This window comes from Xanthocytophaga agilis, from assembly GCF_030068605.1.
GTDB lineage: Bacteria > Bacteroidota > Bacteroidia > Cytophagales > 172606-1 > Xanthocytophaga > Xanthocytophaga agilis.
Map to the genome: position 1 here is coordinate 498082 of NZ_JASJOU010000003.1, position 15266 is coordinate 513347.

The 15266-nt window shown below is 39.4% G+C and carries 11 protein-coding genes; 3 read left to right on the plus strand and 8 right to left on the minus strand.

The genetic code is table 11. The features are described from left to right. Nucleotides 1–254: 254 nt before the first annotated feature. Nucleotides 255–2666 (plus strand): alpha-ketoacid dehydrogenase subunit alpha/beta, encoded by a 2412-nt coding sequence (locus QNI22_RS12410; RefSeq protein WP_314510948.1) that lies wholly within the window; start codon nucleotides 255–257, stop codon nucleotides 2664–2666. A 69-nt stretch (nucleotides 2667–2735) separates the two neighbouring features. Here QNI22_RS12410 and QNI22_RS12415 read toward each other — a convergent pair whose 3' ends face one another. Then, entirely contained in the window at nucleotides 2736–3284 is a 549-nt protein-coding gene (locus QNI22_RS12415) for a hypothetical protein (protein WP_314510949.1), read from the minus strand. A gap of 34 nt (nucleotides 3285–3318) precedes the next feature. Between QNI22_RS12415 and QNI22_RS12420 the strand changes: the two genes are divergently transcribed. Next, entirely contained in the window at nucleotides 3319–4314 is a 996-nt protein-coding gene (locus tag QNI22_RS12420) for a LuxE/PaaK family acyltransferase (protein ID WP_314510950.1), read from the plus strand. A 34-nt stretch (nucleotides 4315–4348) separates the two neighbouring features. Here QNI22_RS12420 and QNI22_RS12425 read toward each other — a convergent pair whose 3' ends face one another. Together QNI22_RS12425 and QNI22_RS12430 are read right to left on the minus strand one after the other, a co-directional pair. Continuing rightward, a complete protein-coding gene (locus QNI22_RS12425) occupies nucleotides 4349–5113 on the minus strand; it encodes a type III pantothenate kinase (RefSeq protein WP_314510951.1) in 765 nt (254 codons plus the stop codon). Nucleotides 5114–5302: 189 nt separating this feature from the next. Further along, entirely contained in the window at nucleotides 5303–5962 is a 660-nt protein-coding gene (locus tag QNI22_RS12430) for a hypothetical protein (RefSeq protein WP_314510952.1), read from the minus strand. A gap of 230 nt (nucleotides 5963–6192) precedes the next feature. Between QNI22_RS12430 and QNI22_RS12435 the strand changes: the two genes are divergently transcribed. Then, nucleotides 6193–6450 (plus strand): hypothetical protein, encoded by a 258-nt coding sequence (locus QNI22_RS12435; RefSeq protein WP_314510953.1) that lies wholly within the window; start codon nucleotides 6193–6195, stop codon nucleotides 6448–6450. A 3-nt stretch (nucleotides 6451–6453) separates the two neighbouring features. On the opposite strand, the gene QNI22_RS12440 is transcribed toward QNI22_RS12435, so the two are convergent. The 5 genes from QNI22_RS12440 to QNI22_RS12460 all read right to left on the minus strand — a co-directional run bounded on the left by QNI22_RS12440 (nucleotide 6454) and on the right by QNI22_RS12460 (nucleotide 15245). Then, entirely contained in the window at nucleotides 6454–7500 is a 1047-nt protein-coding gene (locus QNI22_RS12440) for a tetratricopeptide repeat protein (protein ID WP_314510954.1), read from the minus strand. 45 nt (nucleotides 7501–7545) lie between these two features. Beyond that, on the minus strand, nucleotides 7546–8454 hold the full coding sequence (locus QNI22_RS12445; protein ID WP_314510955.1) for a class I SAM-dependent methyltransferase: 909 nt from the start codon (nucleotides 8452–8454) through the stop codon (nucleotides 7546–7548). Nucleotides 8455–8625: 171 nt separating this feature from the next. Next, nucleotides 8626–10449, minus strand: coding sequence for a RagB/SusD family nutrient uptake outer membrane protein (locus QNI22_RS12450; protein ID WP_314510956.1), 1824 nt, complete (start codon nucleotides 10447–10449; stop codon nucleotides 8626–8628). Between the two features lie 59 nt (nucleotides 10450–10508). Beyond that, entirely contained in the window at nucleotides 10509–14150 is a 3642-nt protein-coding gene (locus QNI22_RS12455) for a SusC/RagA family TonB-linked outer membrane protein (protein WP_314510957.1), read from the minus strand. Nucleotides 14151–14234: 84 nt separating this feature from the next. Beyond that, nucleotides 14235–15245 carry a FecR family protein gene (locus QNI22_RS12460; protein WP_314510958.1) on the minus strand — a complete coding sequence of 337 codons (1011 nt, stop codon included), beginning with the start codon at nucleotides 15243–15245 and terminating at the stop codon, nucleotides 14235–14237. Nucleotides 15246–15266: the final 21 nt, after the last annotated feature.

The following is a 15266-nucleotide window of genomic DNA, read 5'->3' on the forward strand; positions in this document are numbered from 1 at the left end:
TTTTTGACTGGTGTTAGTTTTTGGTTATTTTTGAAGCATAAGTGCAGGTTTTATGCTTGTTCAAAATACGATTCTCTTTGGATTTATCCAGATTCTCTGTTGATAAACAAACTCTTACCTGCTGTTTTACTATAATTCTGCAATCTGCTTCATTTTAAAGCACATTGCAGAAAGAAAGGCCACAAAGTGAGAAAATCAGTCCAAGGGAGCAACATTACTATTATTAATCAACAAAATTAAAACCGGATTGTAAAGTGATCACTAAAGAATTATCATCAGTGTCAGGACTAACAAAAGAAGACATTCTACGCGACTATCGTCTTGCGTGTGAAAGTCGTCAGGCCAGTTTACTTGGTAGAAAAGAAGTATTCGCAGGCAAAGCCAAGTTCGGCATCTTTGGCGATGGCAAAGAAATCGCGCAATTAACCATGGCGCGAGCTTTTCAGAAAGGAGACTGGAGGTCAGGTTATTATCGCGATCAGACTTTTATGATAGCAATTGGTGAGCTTACCTGGCATGAATACTTTGCACAGTTATACGCCCATACAGATGTTGAGGCGGAACCGTCGTCGGCTGGCAGGATGATGAATGGCCACTTTGCAACCCGATCTCTCCATGCTGACGGTAGCTGGAAAAATTTACTTGAAATACGAAACTCAAGCTCTGATATATCTCCTACAGGCGCACAAATGCCGCGCCTTCTGGGACTAGCCTATGCGTCCAAACTTTATAGGCAAAATCCGGATCTGCAACATTTGACAAATTTCTCTATTCAAGGTAATGAGGTAGCTTTTGGTACAATTGGCAATGGTGCTACAGCAGAAGGGGTATTTTGGGAAACGATGAATGCAGCAGGGGTGTTACAGGTCCCTATGCTGGTATCTGTTTGGGATGATGGATATGGTATTTCTGTGCCTAACGCCTATCAGATTACGAAAGAAGAGATTAGCAAGCTAATGTCAGGCTTTCAACGTACAGAAACAGAGCCAGGTCTGGAAATCATACGGGTAAATGGCTGGGATTATCCTGCTTTGTTGGATGCATATCTGTCAGCTGCCGAACTTTCCCGTAAAGAACATGTACCTGTTCTGCTACACGTAGCTGAGATGACTCAACCTCAGGGTCACTCTACTTCAGGCTCACACGAAAGATATAAAACAAAAGAAAGACTTGCATGGGAAACAGAATATGACTGTATTCGTAAGATGCGGGAATGGATTATTTCCAATGATATTGCATCTGAATATGAATTGCAGGAAATAGAAAATCAGGCAAAAGAATATTTAAAACAAGTCAGAAGTGAGACATGGGAAGCATTTGTAGCTTCTATGAAACCAGATTATGAAGAAGCACTTCGCCTGTTAGAGAAAGCAGCACATGAAAGCAGACGTGCCGCAGAAATACTGGCATTACGGGAATCACTTGCCAAAACGCTCAATCCCATCCGCAGTGATGCAACAGCCACTATTAAGAAGGCACTACGACTACTTAAAGATGATTTTGTACCTTCCCGTACTCAATTAATAGCCTGGCTGCAACGTACAGAACAGGAGAATGCAGAACGTTATAACTCCCATCTGTATAGCCATTCAGATGAAGCAGCAATCAAAATTGCAGAAGTAAAACCAGTATATACAGAAACCAGTCCGCTTATGGACGGATGGCAGATTATACGGGCTTGTTTTGATGCTATTCTAACACGTGATTCACGCGTATTTGCCATTGGAGAAGACGTAGGGATGATCGGAGATGTAAATCAGGGATTTTCCGGTCTGCAGAAAAAACATGGTGAACTCAGAGTAACAGATACGGGCATTCGTGAAACAACTATTATTGGACAGGGTATTGGAGCGGCACTACGAGGGCTTCGTCCAATCACTGAGATTCAATATGTTGATTATATTCCTTTTGCAATTCAGACTCTTTCTGATGACCTGGCATCTTTGCATTACCGGACCAAGGGTGGACAAAAAGCACCTGTAATTATTCGTACCCGTGGTCACAGACTGGAAGGGGTATTTCACTCCGGATCTCCTATGAGCCTTATTCTAAGTAGCTTGCGTGGATTGAATGTAATTGTACCACGTAATTTCACCCAAGCATCCGGATTCTACAATACCATACTCAAATCTGATGAACCAGCATTGGTTGTAGAACCGTTGAATGCGTATCGTCTGAAAGAACGTATGCCTGAAAATATTGATGAGATCTGTGTGCCTGTTGGTGTACCGGAAATCCTTCGCAAAGGATCAGATATTACCATTGTTACCTATGGAGCTATGTGTCGGATTGTATTGGAGGCTGCCCGTCAGCTTTTTGATACAGTAGGTATTGATGTAGAGGTCATTGATGTGCAAACTCTACTGCCATTTGACATCCACAAGATTATTCTTCAATCTGTTCAGAAAACCAACCGGGTTATATTTGCAGATGAAGATGTACCTGGGGGAGCTTCTGCCTTTATGATGGATCAGGTACTGGTAGGTCAAAATGCGTATCGTTGGCTTGACTCAGCTCCTAAGACCATAGCAGCTCAACCTCACCGTCCAGCTTACACAACTGACGGTGACTATTTCTCCAAGCCTAATATTGAAATGGTATTTGATATGGCTTATGAAATAATGCACGATGTAGATCCTAAACGTTTTCCTGCTTTGTATCAATAAGCATGAACACCCTATATACACAAAAAGGTCAGTTAAAACTGACCTTTTTGTGTATATAGGACCTTAATACTAACGTGGTTTCAAGATTTGCACCTCTCCGCTCTCTACTTCATTACTAAAATGACCAGCTTCATCCTTAATTTGAATTTTAAACTTTACAATATCGTTAAATAAGAATTTCATTGAGTCTTCTGGAGTTAGAGGAAACTCTTCAACTTGGGTAATAGGATAAATTATCCGTGTTAGTGTACCTTCTATAGGGCCTTTACGTCCATCTTCTTTTAAAACAGGGACATATCCCCGTGTAATGTCATTCTTACTCGTTGGATCTAGTATAACTGGCACAAATTCTCCTCTAAACTTTTTATAGGGTGTTAAAAAGAAGTTCCACTTTGAAGTATCAGTAGTAGTTTCCCGACCTAGGTCACCATCTCCATCTTGAAACGTTACAGAGATTCGAAGAGTGTCACGTCTAGAGTTCGGATCTTGCCTTACATCAACCTTATCAAAGGTGATTTTTGGAGTATCGCTAAACTTTGGAATGATCTCATCACAGGCACTAAAAAATAAAACGGCCAGAGTTAATACAAATGCTGTAGTTAAACTATTTTTACTCATATTTTTGTTAGGTTGAAGAAAGCCCTTTTCAGTAGTGAATCAACAATTTATTCTATCATTTAAAAAATCTCTTTTTGAGTCTTTTCAGTTCGAAGAGAAGGCACTGGAGTTATTTCACTTTCAGGCTTCTGCTAATCAAATTTATCGAAAGTATTTAGAATTCCTTAAGATTGATCCGGCAAAAATTTCTTCACTGAATGAGATTCCCTTTTTGCCCATTGAATTTTTCAAATCTCATACCATTGCTTCTGTACAAGACCAACAACCAGAGGTTCTATTTGAAAGTAGTGGAACAACTGGTCAGGTTCGTAGCCGTCATTATGTATATGACACTTCTTTTTACGAAAAGGTTGCACAGCATATTTTCGAACAACTCTATGGTTCCCTGTCTGAATTTCATGTGCTGGCATTGCTTCCATCTTACCTAGAACGAACAGGTTCTTCTTTAGTATATATGGTTGAGCATTTTATTCGGGAAAGCCATTCTTCGGAATCAGGATTCTTTCTACACAATCAATCTGACTTGGTCTCAAAAATTGATACACTTGTTCAACAGAACAAAAAAGTACTACTCATTGGTGTCACATTTGCCTTATTAGATCTTGCTGAACACTATGGCGGGAGAGACTGGAGTCAGGTAGTTGTAATGGAAACTGGAGGTATGAAAGGACGACGGGAAGAACTTCTGCGGGAAGAAGTGCATGAAATTTTGAAACAGGCATTTCTGTTACCTAATGTTCATTCTGAATATGGAATGACAGAACTTCTCTCCCAAGCCTATTCTTTCGGAACTGGTGTGTTTCAAATGCCTCCTACCATGCGTATCCTGATACGGGATGTGAATGATCCCTTCTCTATAAATACCAATCAACGAAGTGGCGGTATCAATATCATAGATTTAGCCAATGTAGATTCTTGTGCATTTATTGAAACAAAAGATATTGGGATTGTACATCCTGACAATACATTCCAGGTATTAGGGCGTTTTGACAACTCTGATATCCGAGGTTGCAATCTGCTTGTATTATAAAGAGTAGTATCAATATATAGTACTCTTTATTAACTTACAGTTTACTTTCACCTATAATCCGTAACCCGTCAAGTGTCAGGTTCATATTCACTTCTGTAAAATGTAAGTGCAAGGGTTGAATAATCGATGATAATCCTCCTGTAGCCACCACTACACATTCTCCACCAAGTTCTTTTCTGATTTGATTTAACAAAGTCTCCACCAATCCTACGTATCCTAACAAAATACCTGCCTGTATGGCATGTACTGTATTCTTTCCTAATGCAGAGGCCGGTAAAATCAATGGGATTTCAGGCAATTGAGCAGTATTCGCAGAAAGTGCTTTCATGGCGGTCTTTAAACCCGGAGCAATTGCCACACCCAACAATTCACTTTTAGCAGAAACCGTAGTAAAGGTCAATGCGGTTCCAAAATCAACAACAATACAATTTTGCTGATATTTTGTATAAACGGCTACGGCATTGGCAAATAAATCACTGCCTAGTTCGTGCGGGCGATCTATCTTTACCTGTAATGAAGGAAAGGCATCTATCGTTACTACAACAGGTTTGAATCCAAACAATGCTTGAAGTAATTCGCGAAATAAGCTTGTCAATGCTGGCACTACACTGCTTACTATTACCCGGTCAAAGTCGCTGAACCGAAAGCCAGCTTCCAGAAAATAATTTCGCAAACGGGTTTGATAATACAATGCATTTTCTCCAGGAAGTGACCGAACTCTCCATATCTGTTTCCATTGCTGTATGTCCCAAGCACCTATTACTACATCGGAATTGCCAATATCAACAGCTAATAACATGAGCTATATTTGAATTAGATTAGTATGACTAAAACATCCCTATCAAAAGATTACAAACCTAAGAATAAAAATCAAAATTTGTGATAGGGCTTATACGGGGTAATAATTAGTCAAAATAACATCTTTTCAGATATAAACCTTCTTACTAAAAGCTAATGGAAGAATATGTATACTTTTTTACGAAAGTGTTTAACCAAACTTATAATATTTTGATTCCAGGTCGTGACTAAATCTATTCTCTAAGATATTTTTAGAAGGAATTAGAGGAATAACTCGGGAATCAATATCTTCCTCCAATCTCATTACTTCTTCTATAGGCTGTTCAACTGCATTATGCACAGATGTAAATACAGTAATACCCGCTCTATCTAACTCACGTTGAACAAATTCATAAACCAGCTTATTTTCAACCTGTTCTAATTCCTGCAATTGTAGAATCAGTCGTTTAGTATGTTGAATCCGTACTTTAATCTCAGCTTGTTTGAGTTCTTTGAGAAGCAGTTTGACAACATTGTCCTTCCTCTTACGTTTATAGACTACACTTAGACGCCAGCGATTAGCATGCCATCGTCCCCGGGTTTTGTCTATTTCCCGCTGGAGCTGTTTCAGCGTACGCTTTTTATATTTTTCGGGCTTGTCTTCTGCTTGAAACAGTTCTTCCCGTTCTCTCAACTCAGCCAGATACGCATCCAGAAACTGTTGACGTGCCTGGTATTTGACTTCATCAACAGCAATTTTAGCTATCCGCCTCTTCATCAAATAAATTTCTTTATCCAGACGAATATCAGAATCAATCAGATTATAGTAGATATGTTGGTGCTTTTCAATGGTTTCTGAAATAGTTTTCATAATAGCGTGGATAGATTTCTATATCGTAAAAATACAAAAATTGCAAGCTACCTCCAAAAATATCAAAACTACGCTCAGAACTCATTCTCAACCACTTACGTAACTTTCGCACGATATCTGCAAAAATATTCTCCGACAGGGACGGAGACTTGTTACATATTCTGTTTTTTGTGTAATCTTGCAGATCTGAAATATAATTTGTTTAACAACCCAATAGCATACAGACCACTATGGACGAAATTTTTGAGTTACCTGTTACCTACAAAGGAGAGGACTTTTCTTTTCCAGCAAAACTGCTCAAAGCAGGTTATGGCCACAAATTTGAGGTAGAAATCGCAGGGTACCCTGTTATATTTGAACTAGACGAAGAAGAACGTTACAGAGCGTTGATTGATCCAGACTTGCTAAAAAATTCCAAAGAAATTGAGATTGGACTTCTAAAAGAAGTAGCAGAAGTAATAGATTATATAACAGGAAGAAAGCAGTAATTCCTAACTACAATTCGCTTTTAAAACGGACTCTGCCTCTGTGTCTCCCAGATTCTTTGATAATTCCCATTCTTTACAAGCTTCCGTTTTATTTCCGAGTCCGTTATAGGCTTGCCCTATGTAGTAATGAATAAGTTCAATACCGCTGGTCAGTTGTTGAGCTTTCTGCAGATTAGTTAAGGCATCAGCATAGTTTTTTGTCAGAATGTAATAGACACCCAGATTACGATACGCCCATCCATTCTTAGGATTTGCCAGGATTGATTGTTTTATATCGGCCAGGCCTTCTTCAATATAGCCTGTCTGCATTTTCACAAAACCTCTGTTATTTAAATAATAAGGTTGATGAGGACTTAGAGTAATAGCCTTTTCCAGCAACTCATTTGCCTGCTTATAGTCTTGTTTACGTATATATATCTGAGCCAGGTTATTATAGGCAAAATCCTGTTTATTATCCAGTTCGATTGCCTTTTTAAAATCAGCTTCTGCTTCAGGGAAATAGTGAAGATTATAGTTAACGACTCCTCTATTTACGTATGCTTCTGTTAGTTTGGGTGATAACTGGATAGCCCGATTATAATCAGGCAATGCTTTTACAAAGTCATTCTTTGCAGCTAATACACCTCCCCTGCTCAAAAAAACTTTCGCTGAATCTTTATAGACCTCACTAAGCTTATTCAGATCTGCCAGGCTATTGTCCAGTTGACCAGCTTTGTCATATGCCTGCGCACGATTAAACATGGCCTCATGGTAATCAGATGCAAAACGAAGAGCATTGGAAAAATCAGCGATAGCTTTTTGGTAATCACCATATTTAATATAGGCAATACCTCTGTTATTGTATGCATCCGGATAGGTAGGGTCCAAACGAACAGCTTCATTGTAATATCGTATAGCCTCTACATCATTCCCCTTCTTCATCTCAATATTGCCAAGATGAAAAAAGCGCAATGTTTCATCATCCCGTTTAGAACTACAGGCAATAGTAGTTACATATAAAACCACCAATAAAAAACAGTTCACTAATTTTATATGTAGAGTATATTTCATTGCACAAGTATACATAAATGGAGTTATCTGATAGCAAAAGAACTATTATACAGTAGCAAACCGGTAAAAAACGCCCAGAGGCAACTTTTTATCAAAAGAGTCATTCAGATACAACTCTCCCATTTCCGGATTTTGTACTGTTCCAAAATTACTCCGAATTAGATTATCAACAATCAGAGAGGAAAATCCCAGGGAATAGACATTCAGAATCAAAAAATGTTTTTCCGGGTCCAGTAACTGCTGGCAGAGTTTAAGCATTTCATTGATTTGTTCTTCCAGTATCCACTTTTCACCATCTGCCCCACGTCCATAAGCAGGTGGGTCCAGAATAATGCCCTGATACTGATTACCCCGTCGCACTTCCCGCTTTACAAACTTCATAGCATCTTCTACTATCCAGCGAATATTGTCCAGACTACTTGCTTCCATATTCTCTCTGGACCAGCTAATGACCTGCTTTACAGAATCTACATGCGTTACATCAGCACCAGCCTGTTTGGCAGCTAGTGACGCACCACCTGTATAAGCAAACAAATTAAGGACAGATACTTGCGAACTATTGTTCTTTAAGGATTTCACTTTTTCTGCAATATAATCCCAGTTAACAGCCTGCTCCGGAAATATGCCTACATGCTTAAAGGAAGATAAAGCCAGCTTGAATGTTAACTTGAGCTCATGGGTCTGATAATTCATCCACCAACGTTCTACCATACCCCGTTTCAATTCCCACTGTCCTTTTTCGGGATTATTCTTTTCTTTCCGAAAAAAAGCAAGAGCTCGTTTCTCCCATTCTTCGGTTGTCAGTGATTTATCCCATACAGCCTGCGGTTCCGGACGAGACAATATATAATTGCCAAAACGCTCCAGTTTTTCAAAACCTCCGCTATCCAGCAATTCATATTCCTTCCATAATTCAGGTGTCAGTAATTGTATAGGTGATGTATGGTTTGTCATTCTGAGTTTTAATAGATGTCCAGATCAGGTATAATGCTTTCAGTCCGCAAAAATAGTGTTTTCTGTGGCATAACCGGATGATTCATCAACTATTCGCTGTAAATATCCAATAAAAAGAAAACGGGTGAACAATGTCCACCCGTTTTCAGCAATTCTGATTTTATGTAGATACTAATATCCTGGGTTTTGCTCTACCCTTCTTTCCTCTGCTGTCAATGGAGCCCCATTCTTATACAACCGATCAATATGTTCCTGAGGAATAGGTCTTAACTTATGAAACTCCTGTATACCGGTAGCGTCTGGATTAAATTGTTTAACTCTCTCATAGAACGTTTCTGTTCTGGCCAGATCAAACCATCTATGAAACTCACCTAGAAGCTCACGAGTCCTCTCATTAAGTATAAAATGGATAAAGCGTTGCTTCGTTGTTGTTGCAGAAGCAGGATATTGCTCAAAAGCACTGTTGGTAGAAAAAGCATCTTCTGTTACCAAAATGGCACTTTCTGTACTGTTTACATCTCCCATTGTTCCACCTTCTGCTATCCAGAAATGAGAAGGTTTAGCTTCACCCTGCTTGTATGCAGCCCGTTTACGCAACACATTGATATATTCAACTGCTTTACTGTAATTTTCTTTACGTCCATATGCCTCTGCTGCAATCAGATAAGTTTCTCCCAACCGTGCATAAACACCATCTCTTCCTGAAGTTTCGGTAGTGATATCCAGACGGGTAGGATCCATATGTTTCACCAGAGTTAAAAACTCCTGGCGGGAAAATTTATTTCGGGGAATCCATAAATATGGCTTTTTGGCAATTGCAGCATCAGATACATTTTTATTCATTGTCACAAATATGGCAGTATCACCCAGCTTAAATTTAGCTTTTCCAACCAAGTCCGGACTAGGAGCATTGGCCTCTGTCCATTTGGGAATACTATTGGAATTATTACTCAAATAGGCAGTACGAAAGCTTTTGTAGAACCGGGAATCATTCTTTCTGTCATAAATATCCATTGCATAATCAGTAGGCATCAAGCGTCTGAATGGACGTCCATAATTAATATCACGCTGCATACCCGGTTTGGTATCATATACCATCTGATAATATAAGTGTGTACGATTGCCGGAACCATTAAGCAGCAAAGCATTATTATTAAACTGAGCGGCGAAGATTACTTCTTTATTGGCTTCATTTTCAATTTTCCAAAGATCAGCATAGTTATCCTGTAACTGATAAGTTCCGGAAGTAATCACTTGTTCGGCATAATAAATAGCACTGTCCATGTCTGTCTCCAACTGGCCTCTATTTTCGGTTACAGCACTTCCACGAGTCAGGTATACCTTAGCTAGAAAATGCCTTACAGCCCCTTTGGTAACACGTCCAACCTGTGTTTGGGAGACAGGCAATATTTCCTCCGCAGCACGCATATCATTAAGAATTACTTTATATACATCTGCTACAGAAGCTCTTGAAAACTCCAAGCGTACTTCAGTTGATCCTTGTAACGTAATAGGTATTTGTCCAAACTGCTGTACAAGCATAAAATAATAAAATGCCCGCAGGAACTTCAATTCTGCTATTCGTTGCGCTTTACCTGCATCATCTTTCAATATACCTGTTGCACCCTGAATATCCGGAATCCATTCAATACCCAAGTTGCATTCATTAATAGCCCGATAGTAAGCAGTCCACATGTCATGAATATGTCCTGCAGAAGAAGGATTTAACTGAGCTCCATAGTTATCCCAATGTTTAAACTGTCCATCAGATGCCTGATGATATTCATCCACGCCATAATTAGTCATTGTAAAACTTACCTCTCCATTAAATAGGAAACGGAGTTCGCTATAGGCGGCATCTACCAAGTCTTCAATACCAGCTTCATTCTTATAATAATCGTATGACACCTGAGAAATCAGCTTTTCATTCAGATAATCCTTACAGGATACAGTACACAAGCTGAGTGTCAAAAGAGATATAATTATTTTTTTCATTTTCAGATCGGTTGTATTAACTATCTATTTAATGAGTTACAATTGGAATAGCGATCGCATCAGAATCCAAGTCGAATACCAAATATTATGCTTTTTTCGCTCAGGGTATTGCCTGATAACTGATCATTGATCCCTAATCTGTTTCCATTTGAATCTGTAGCAGGAGTTGAGAATTCAGGATCACCGCCTTTGTATTTGGTAAACAGGAATGGATTATAGGCAGTCACATACACATTCAAATTTTCTATTTTAAACCGGGAAATTAAATTAGCTGGAAAATTATAAGACAAAGTAGCTTGACGAACTTTCAGGAATGATCCATCCCGATATAGATAAGACTCTGGATAATCAATTCTTTCCTGGTCCTGGTTAGGCCTTGGAAACTCATTGCTAGGGTTATTAGGTGTCCAGTAGTTAATAAAAGCTGGTTCAGGATAGCGACCAGCCAGTGCCGGACGATAGTATCCACTGGCAACCATTTGTCCATAACGAGCATATAAGAAAACAGAAAGATCAAACCCCTTGTATGAGAAGTGGTTTACTAAACTACCTGTCCATTTTGGAACAGTATTACCAATAATTTGTCTGTCATCAGAGTTGATTTTCTTATCTCCATTGGTATCTTCAATCTTTCCTTGGCCGGGAATCCTGCCATATTCCTTAGCGGCATCTACCTCATTAGACTGCCATACACCAATAGGTTTCCAGTCATAGAACACAGTAACAGGCTGCCCAATAAACCAACGGTTACCAATATCATCGTTTTTGCCTCCATACAATGAGACAATCTCTTCTTTATTTTTTGTAAAGATGTAATCGGTAGACCATTTAAAGCCACTTGCTGTTTGTATATTCACTGTAGATAAAGAAACCTCTACTCCTGTATTTCGTGTTGCTCCCACATTTTCCTGAATCAGAGCAAAACCAGATGCAGTAGGAATCTGCCGATCCATGATCAAGTCAGATGTGTTCGCACGATAGAAATCAACACTACCACTTACACGACTATTCCATAAACTAAAATCAATACCAGCATCTATTTGTGCAGTACCTTCCCATTTCAAAGCAGGATTGGCAATCAGATCGGGACGATATCCCCATGCAGCGCTATTACCCCATACATATCTGGTTTTGGCAAGAGCTCCCAATGTACTATAAGGACTTACTGCTGAGTTTCCGGTCCGTCCATACCCAATACGCAGTTTCAGTTCATCCAGAATGGTTATATTTTTCAGGAAGGATTCTTCATGAGCTTTCCATGCAAAAGCAAAAGAAGGGAACAAGTGCCATTTATTTCCAACAGCAAGTGTAGAGGCACCATCATAGCGACCTGTTACAGTCAACAGGTATTTATTCATCAACGTATAGTTTATCCGTCCCATCCATGACATTAATCGTCTTAACGTAAGGTTAGAACTGTATGCATCCGGGCTGGCAGCATTGGATGATCCTACATTGTAGAACCATTGAGCATCATAAGGCAAATCAGACACTTGGATTGCTGACGCCTCAGACCGCTCATTCTGAACACTTTGTAGTAAAGTTATACTAATAGAATGTTTATCATTAATCTGTTTGTCATAAAACAACAGGTTTTCCAAAACATAGGTAAATCGTTGATCCTGGTCGTAAAATGCCTGAGAGGTACCTTGATTACGTTCTGTGGTAAGAGAGCCAAAATAACGACCCCGTCTGTTATGGCGGAAATCTGGTCCAAAGTTCATTCTGAATCGTAATCCTTTTGCAAGAGTAATGTCTGCGTAGAAGCTTCCAAAAAGACGGGTAATCCGGCGATTATCAATAGCATTTGGGATATCAAACAAAGGGTTAAACAACAAAGGATCTGCACCAGGTTGTCTGATTAGATTTCCATTAGCATCATAGGGTATAGCCAATGGAACCTGCCCAATGGCTCTTGTATATAAAGAACTACCTCCTCCATATTGCTGTTCAGCCAGGTTCGCCATCATAGTACCCCCAATACGAAGAAAGTTTGTTGCTTTATAGTCCAAACCTAACCCCGCAGAATAGCGTGTGTATCCCTGGTTTTTTTGGATACCATCTTCTTTATAATAACCGCCAGAAAATTTAACAGTTAAATTTTCAGAGCCTCCGGAGATATTGAGCGCATGATTTTGTTTAATACCTGTACGTAAAACCAGTGAAGCCCAGTCAGTATTACGTACTCTTTCCGGATGGTAAGAGGGTATTTCTGTTATAGTTGAAGGATCTACCAGCTTTCCAAGCACAGCAGCATTCCCTGCATACCGAATTAAATCCTGTTGATAATATTGTTGAAACGTAGCCCGTTCCTCCTCTGTAACAGGTCGCATTACCGGTACACGATTTTCTTCATCCACCCAGTCATATGCCTGTGCTATAGATGACCACATATTGGGATCTTGCTGAAATAAAGTATAGTCACCAGCCGGATCGGCATACGGTGCAATATATCCCTTAGTACTATTATTACGATATGCTTCCCGTTTCATTTCAGCATACTGAGATCCTGTCATCATATCTATTTGAGCCAAAGGTTTTGAGAAACCTATATAGCCATCGTATACAACTTTAGCTTTTCCTTGTTTTCCTTTTTTGGTAGTCACCAGAATTACCCCATTAGCACCCCGGGAACCATAAATAGCAGTAGCAGAAGCATCTTTCAGTACTTCTACAGACTCAATATCAGATGGGTTAAAATCGTTGATACCTGAACCTTCGGCAAGAGGTATACCATCTACTACATATAGAGGATTGTTGGTAGCTTTTAAGGATCTGTTACCCCGAATACGAATAGTAGGTGCATCTCCAGGACGGAAGCTACCTGCAGCAACATCTACACCTGCAGCACGTCCCTGTAACGCCTGAGACAGGTTCTGAACCGGTACAGCTTCCAGTTGTTTTGCAGAAACAGAAGATAAGGCACCTGTTACATCACTTTTTTTCACAGTTCCATATCCTACTACAACTACTTCACTCAATGACTCAATATCTGGTATTAGCTTTACATCTACAACTGATCGCCCACCCACAGCAACTTCTTCTGTTGTATATCCAATAAATGAAAATACCAGTATTCCATTGGCATCCGGAGCAATAAGTGAATAACGGCCTTCTGCATTTGAAGTCGTACCTACTTGTGTTCCCTTTAAGGATACACTTACTCCTGGTAGAGCTTCTCCTTCATCTGAGGTAATTCTACCCGAAATAGTAAATTCTACATTTACAGGTCGAATAGCGGAAGATAAGGATTCTCTGATATGTAGTACTTCCGTAGGAGAGTGGGTAAGTAATACCTTCCCATCCAGATTAGTTACAGATCTATTATGTCCATCACCAACAGCGTCTTTTTTCTCAAAAAGAATATAATTGGTGTCTTTTACTTTTTCAAAATCCAGATGCAAAGGTTTCAGCAATTGGAACAATACTTTGTCTAGTTCCTGAACACTGACATCGTTAAGTTTTACACGAACCTGCCGATCTTTAACAATCTGGCTGCTGTAGTTAAATGTTACGTGATATTTCTCTTCTAATTCTTTCAGTACATTGGCAAGAGGTCTCATTTCCTCCTTCTGTTGTAGTGCAATTGGGTACTGGCTGTTACTAGCCAATAAAAGTGACTGAGCAGTGACTTCCAGAAAAGAGGCACTTGTCAGTACCAATAGGAGCCACACACTGGATTGTCGTAACAGGTGTTGCATAAGCGTCTGTTTTTTATTAATTAAATGAGAGACTAATTGACTATTTATCTGCAGGGTATCAAAGTCTTACTGATATATAACTGGTCATTTACTGACCGTCACCTTATTTCCGTTTTGATTGATGTGAATACGAAATGTCTTTTCCAGAATGGTAAAAAGAAGAGGTACTTTATCCCGGCTCACAGAACCAGTAAATGTAAAATTGGCAATCTCCTGATCCTTAAAATAGAACTCAAATCCATAGTTATCTTCCAGTACAGTAGCTACTTCACTCAGAACCATATCTTCAAAAACTAGCTTATTCTGCTTCCAGGAAGTGTAATTATCAGGGTCAACTCGTCTGCGGATCAATGTATCAATGGCTTTATTTACTTCCACCAACTCTCCAGGAGCCATCTCTAGTGAACCATTGTGTCTCTGAATATCATTTAACTGTATTTTTCCTTCGCTTAGCACAATTCGGGCTGTAGAACGCCGGGTATTTACATCAAACTGGGTTCCTAGTACTTCTACTGTTACCTGGGGGGTATGTACCAGAAAACGCTGATGTATTGAAGTATGTCTAACAGAAAAGAAGGCTTCTCCTTCAAGCCATATTTCTCTAATCTGCGTACTATTCCACCTCTTTGTATATCGAATTGAAGAATTTGAATTTAGCTGAACAGTTGAGCCATCAGGCAGTACAACTGTCTTTATCTCACCATAATGAGTTGTATAGTGTATCTGTTCTTCCTGCAAGCCATACCAAACCAAAGCGCTGGTCAGTATAACCCCCAGTATGACAGCAGCCCACTGAAAATAAATAGGGAATGTATTGGAAACAGGTGTATTTATATGTTGTAGTCCCTGCTCATACTCATTATTTGTTTTGGTAATTCGATCCCATACATCTATCATATCATCATCCTCTATATCTTCATCCATATTTGTCAGAATCTGTCTTGCCTGAGCAACCAGATCTGCCTTTTCCGGATATTGATACAACCACTCCTGCCAAAAATCAGACTGATCCGAATCCGGGTCTTTCACCCATTTCCGAAAAGATTGATTATCAATCAGATCTTCTAATGTATAGTTGGAGTAAGGCTTAGCCATCAGAAAGACATTTTGTTTTCA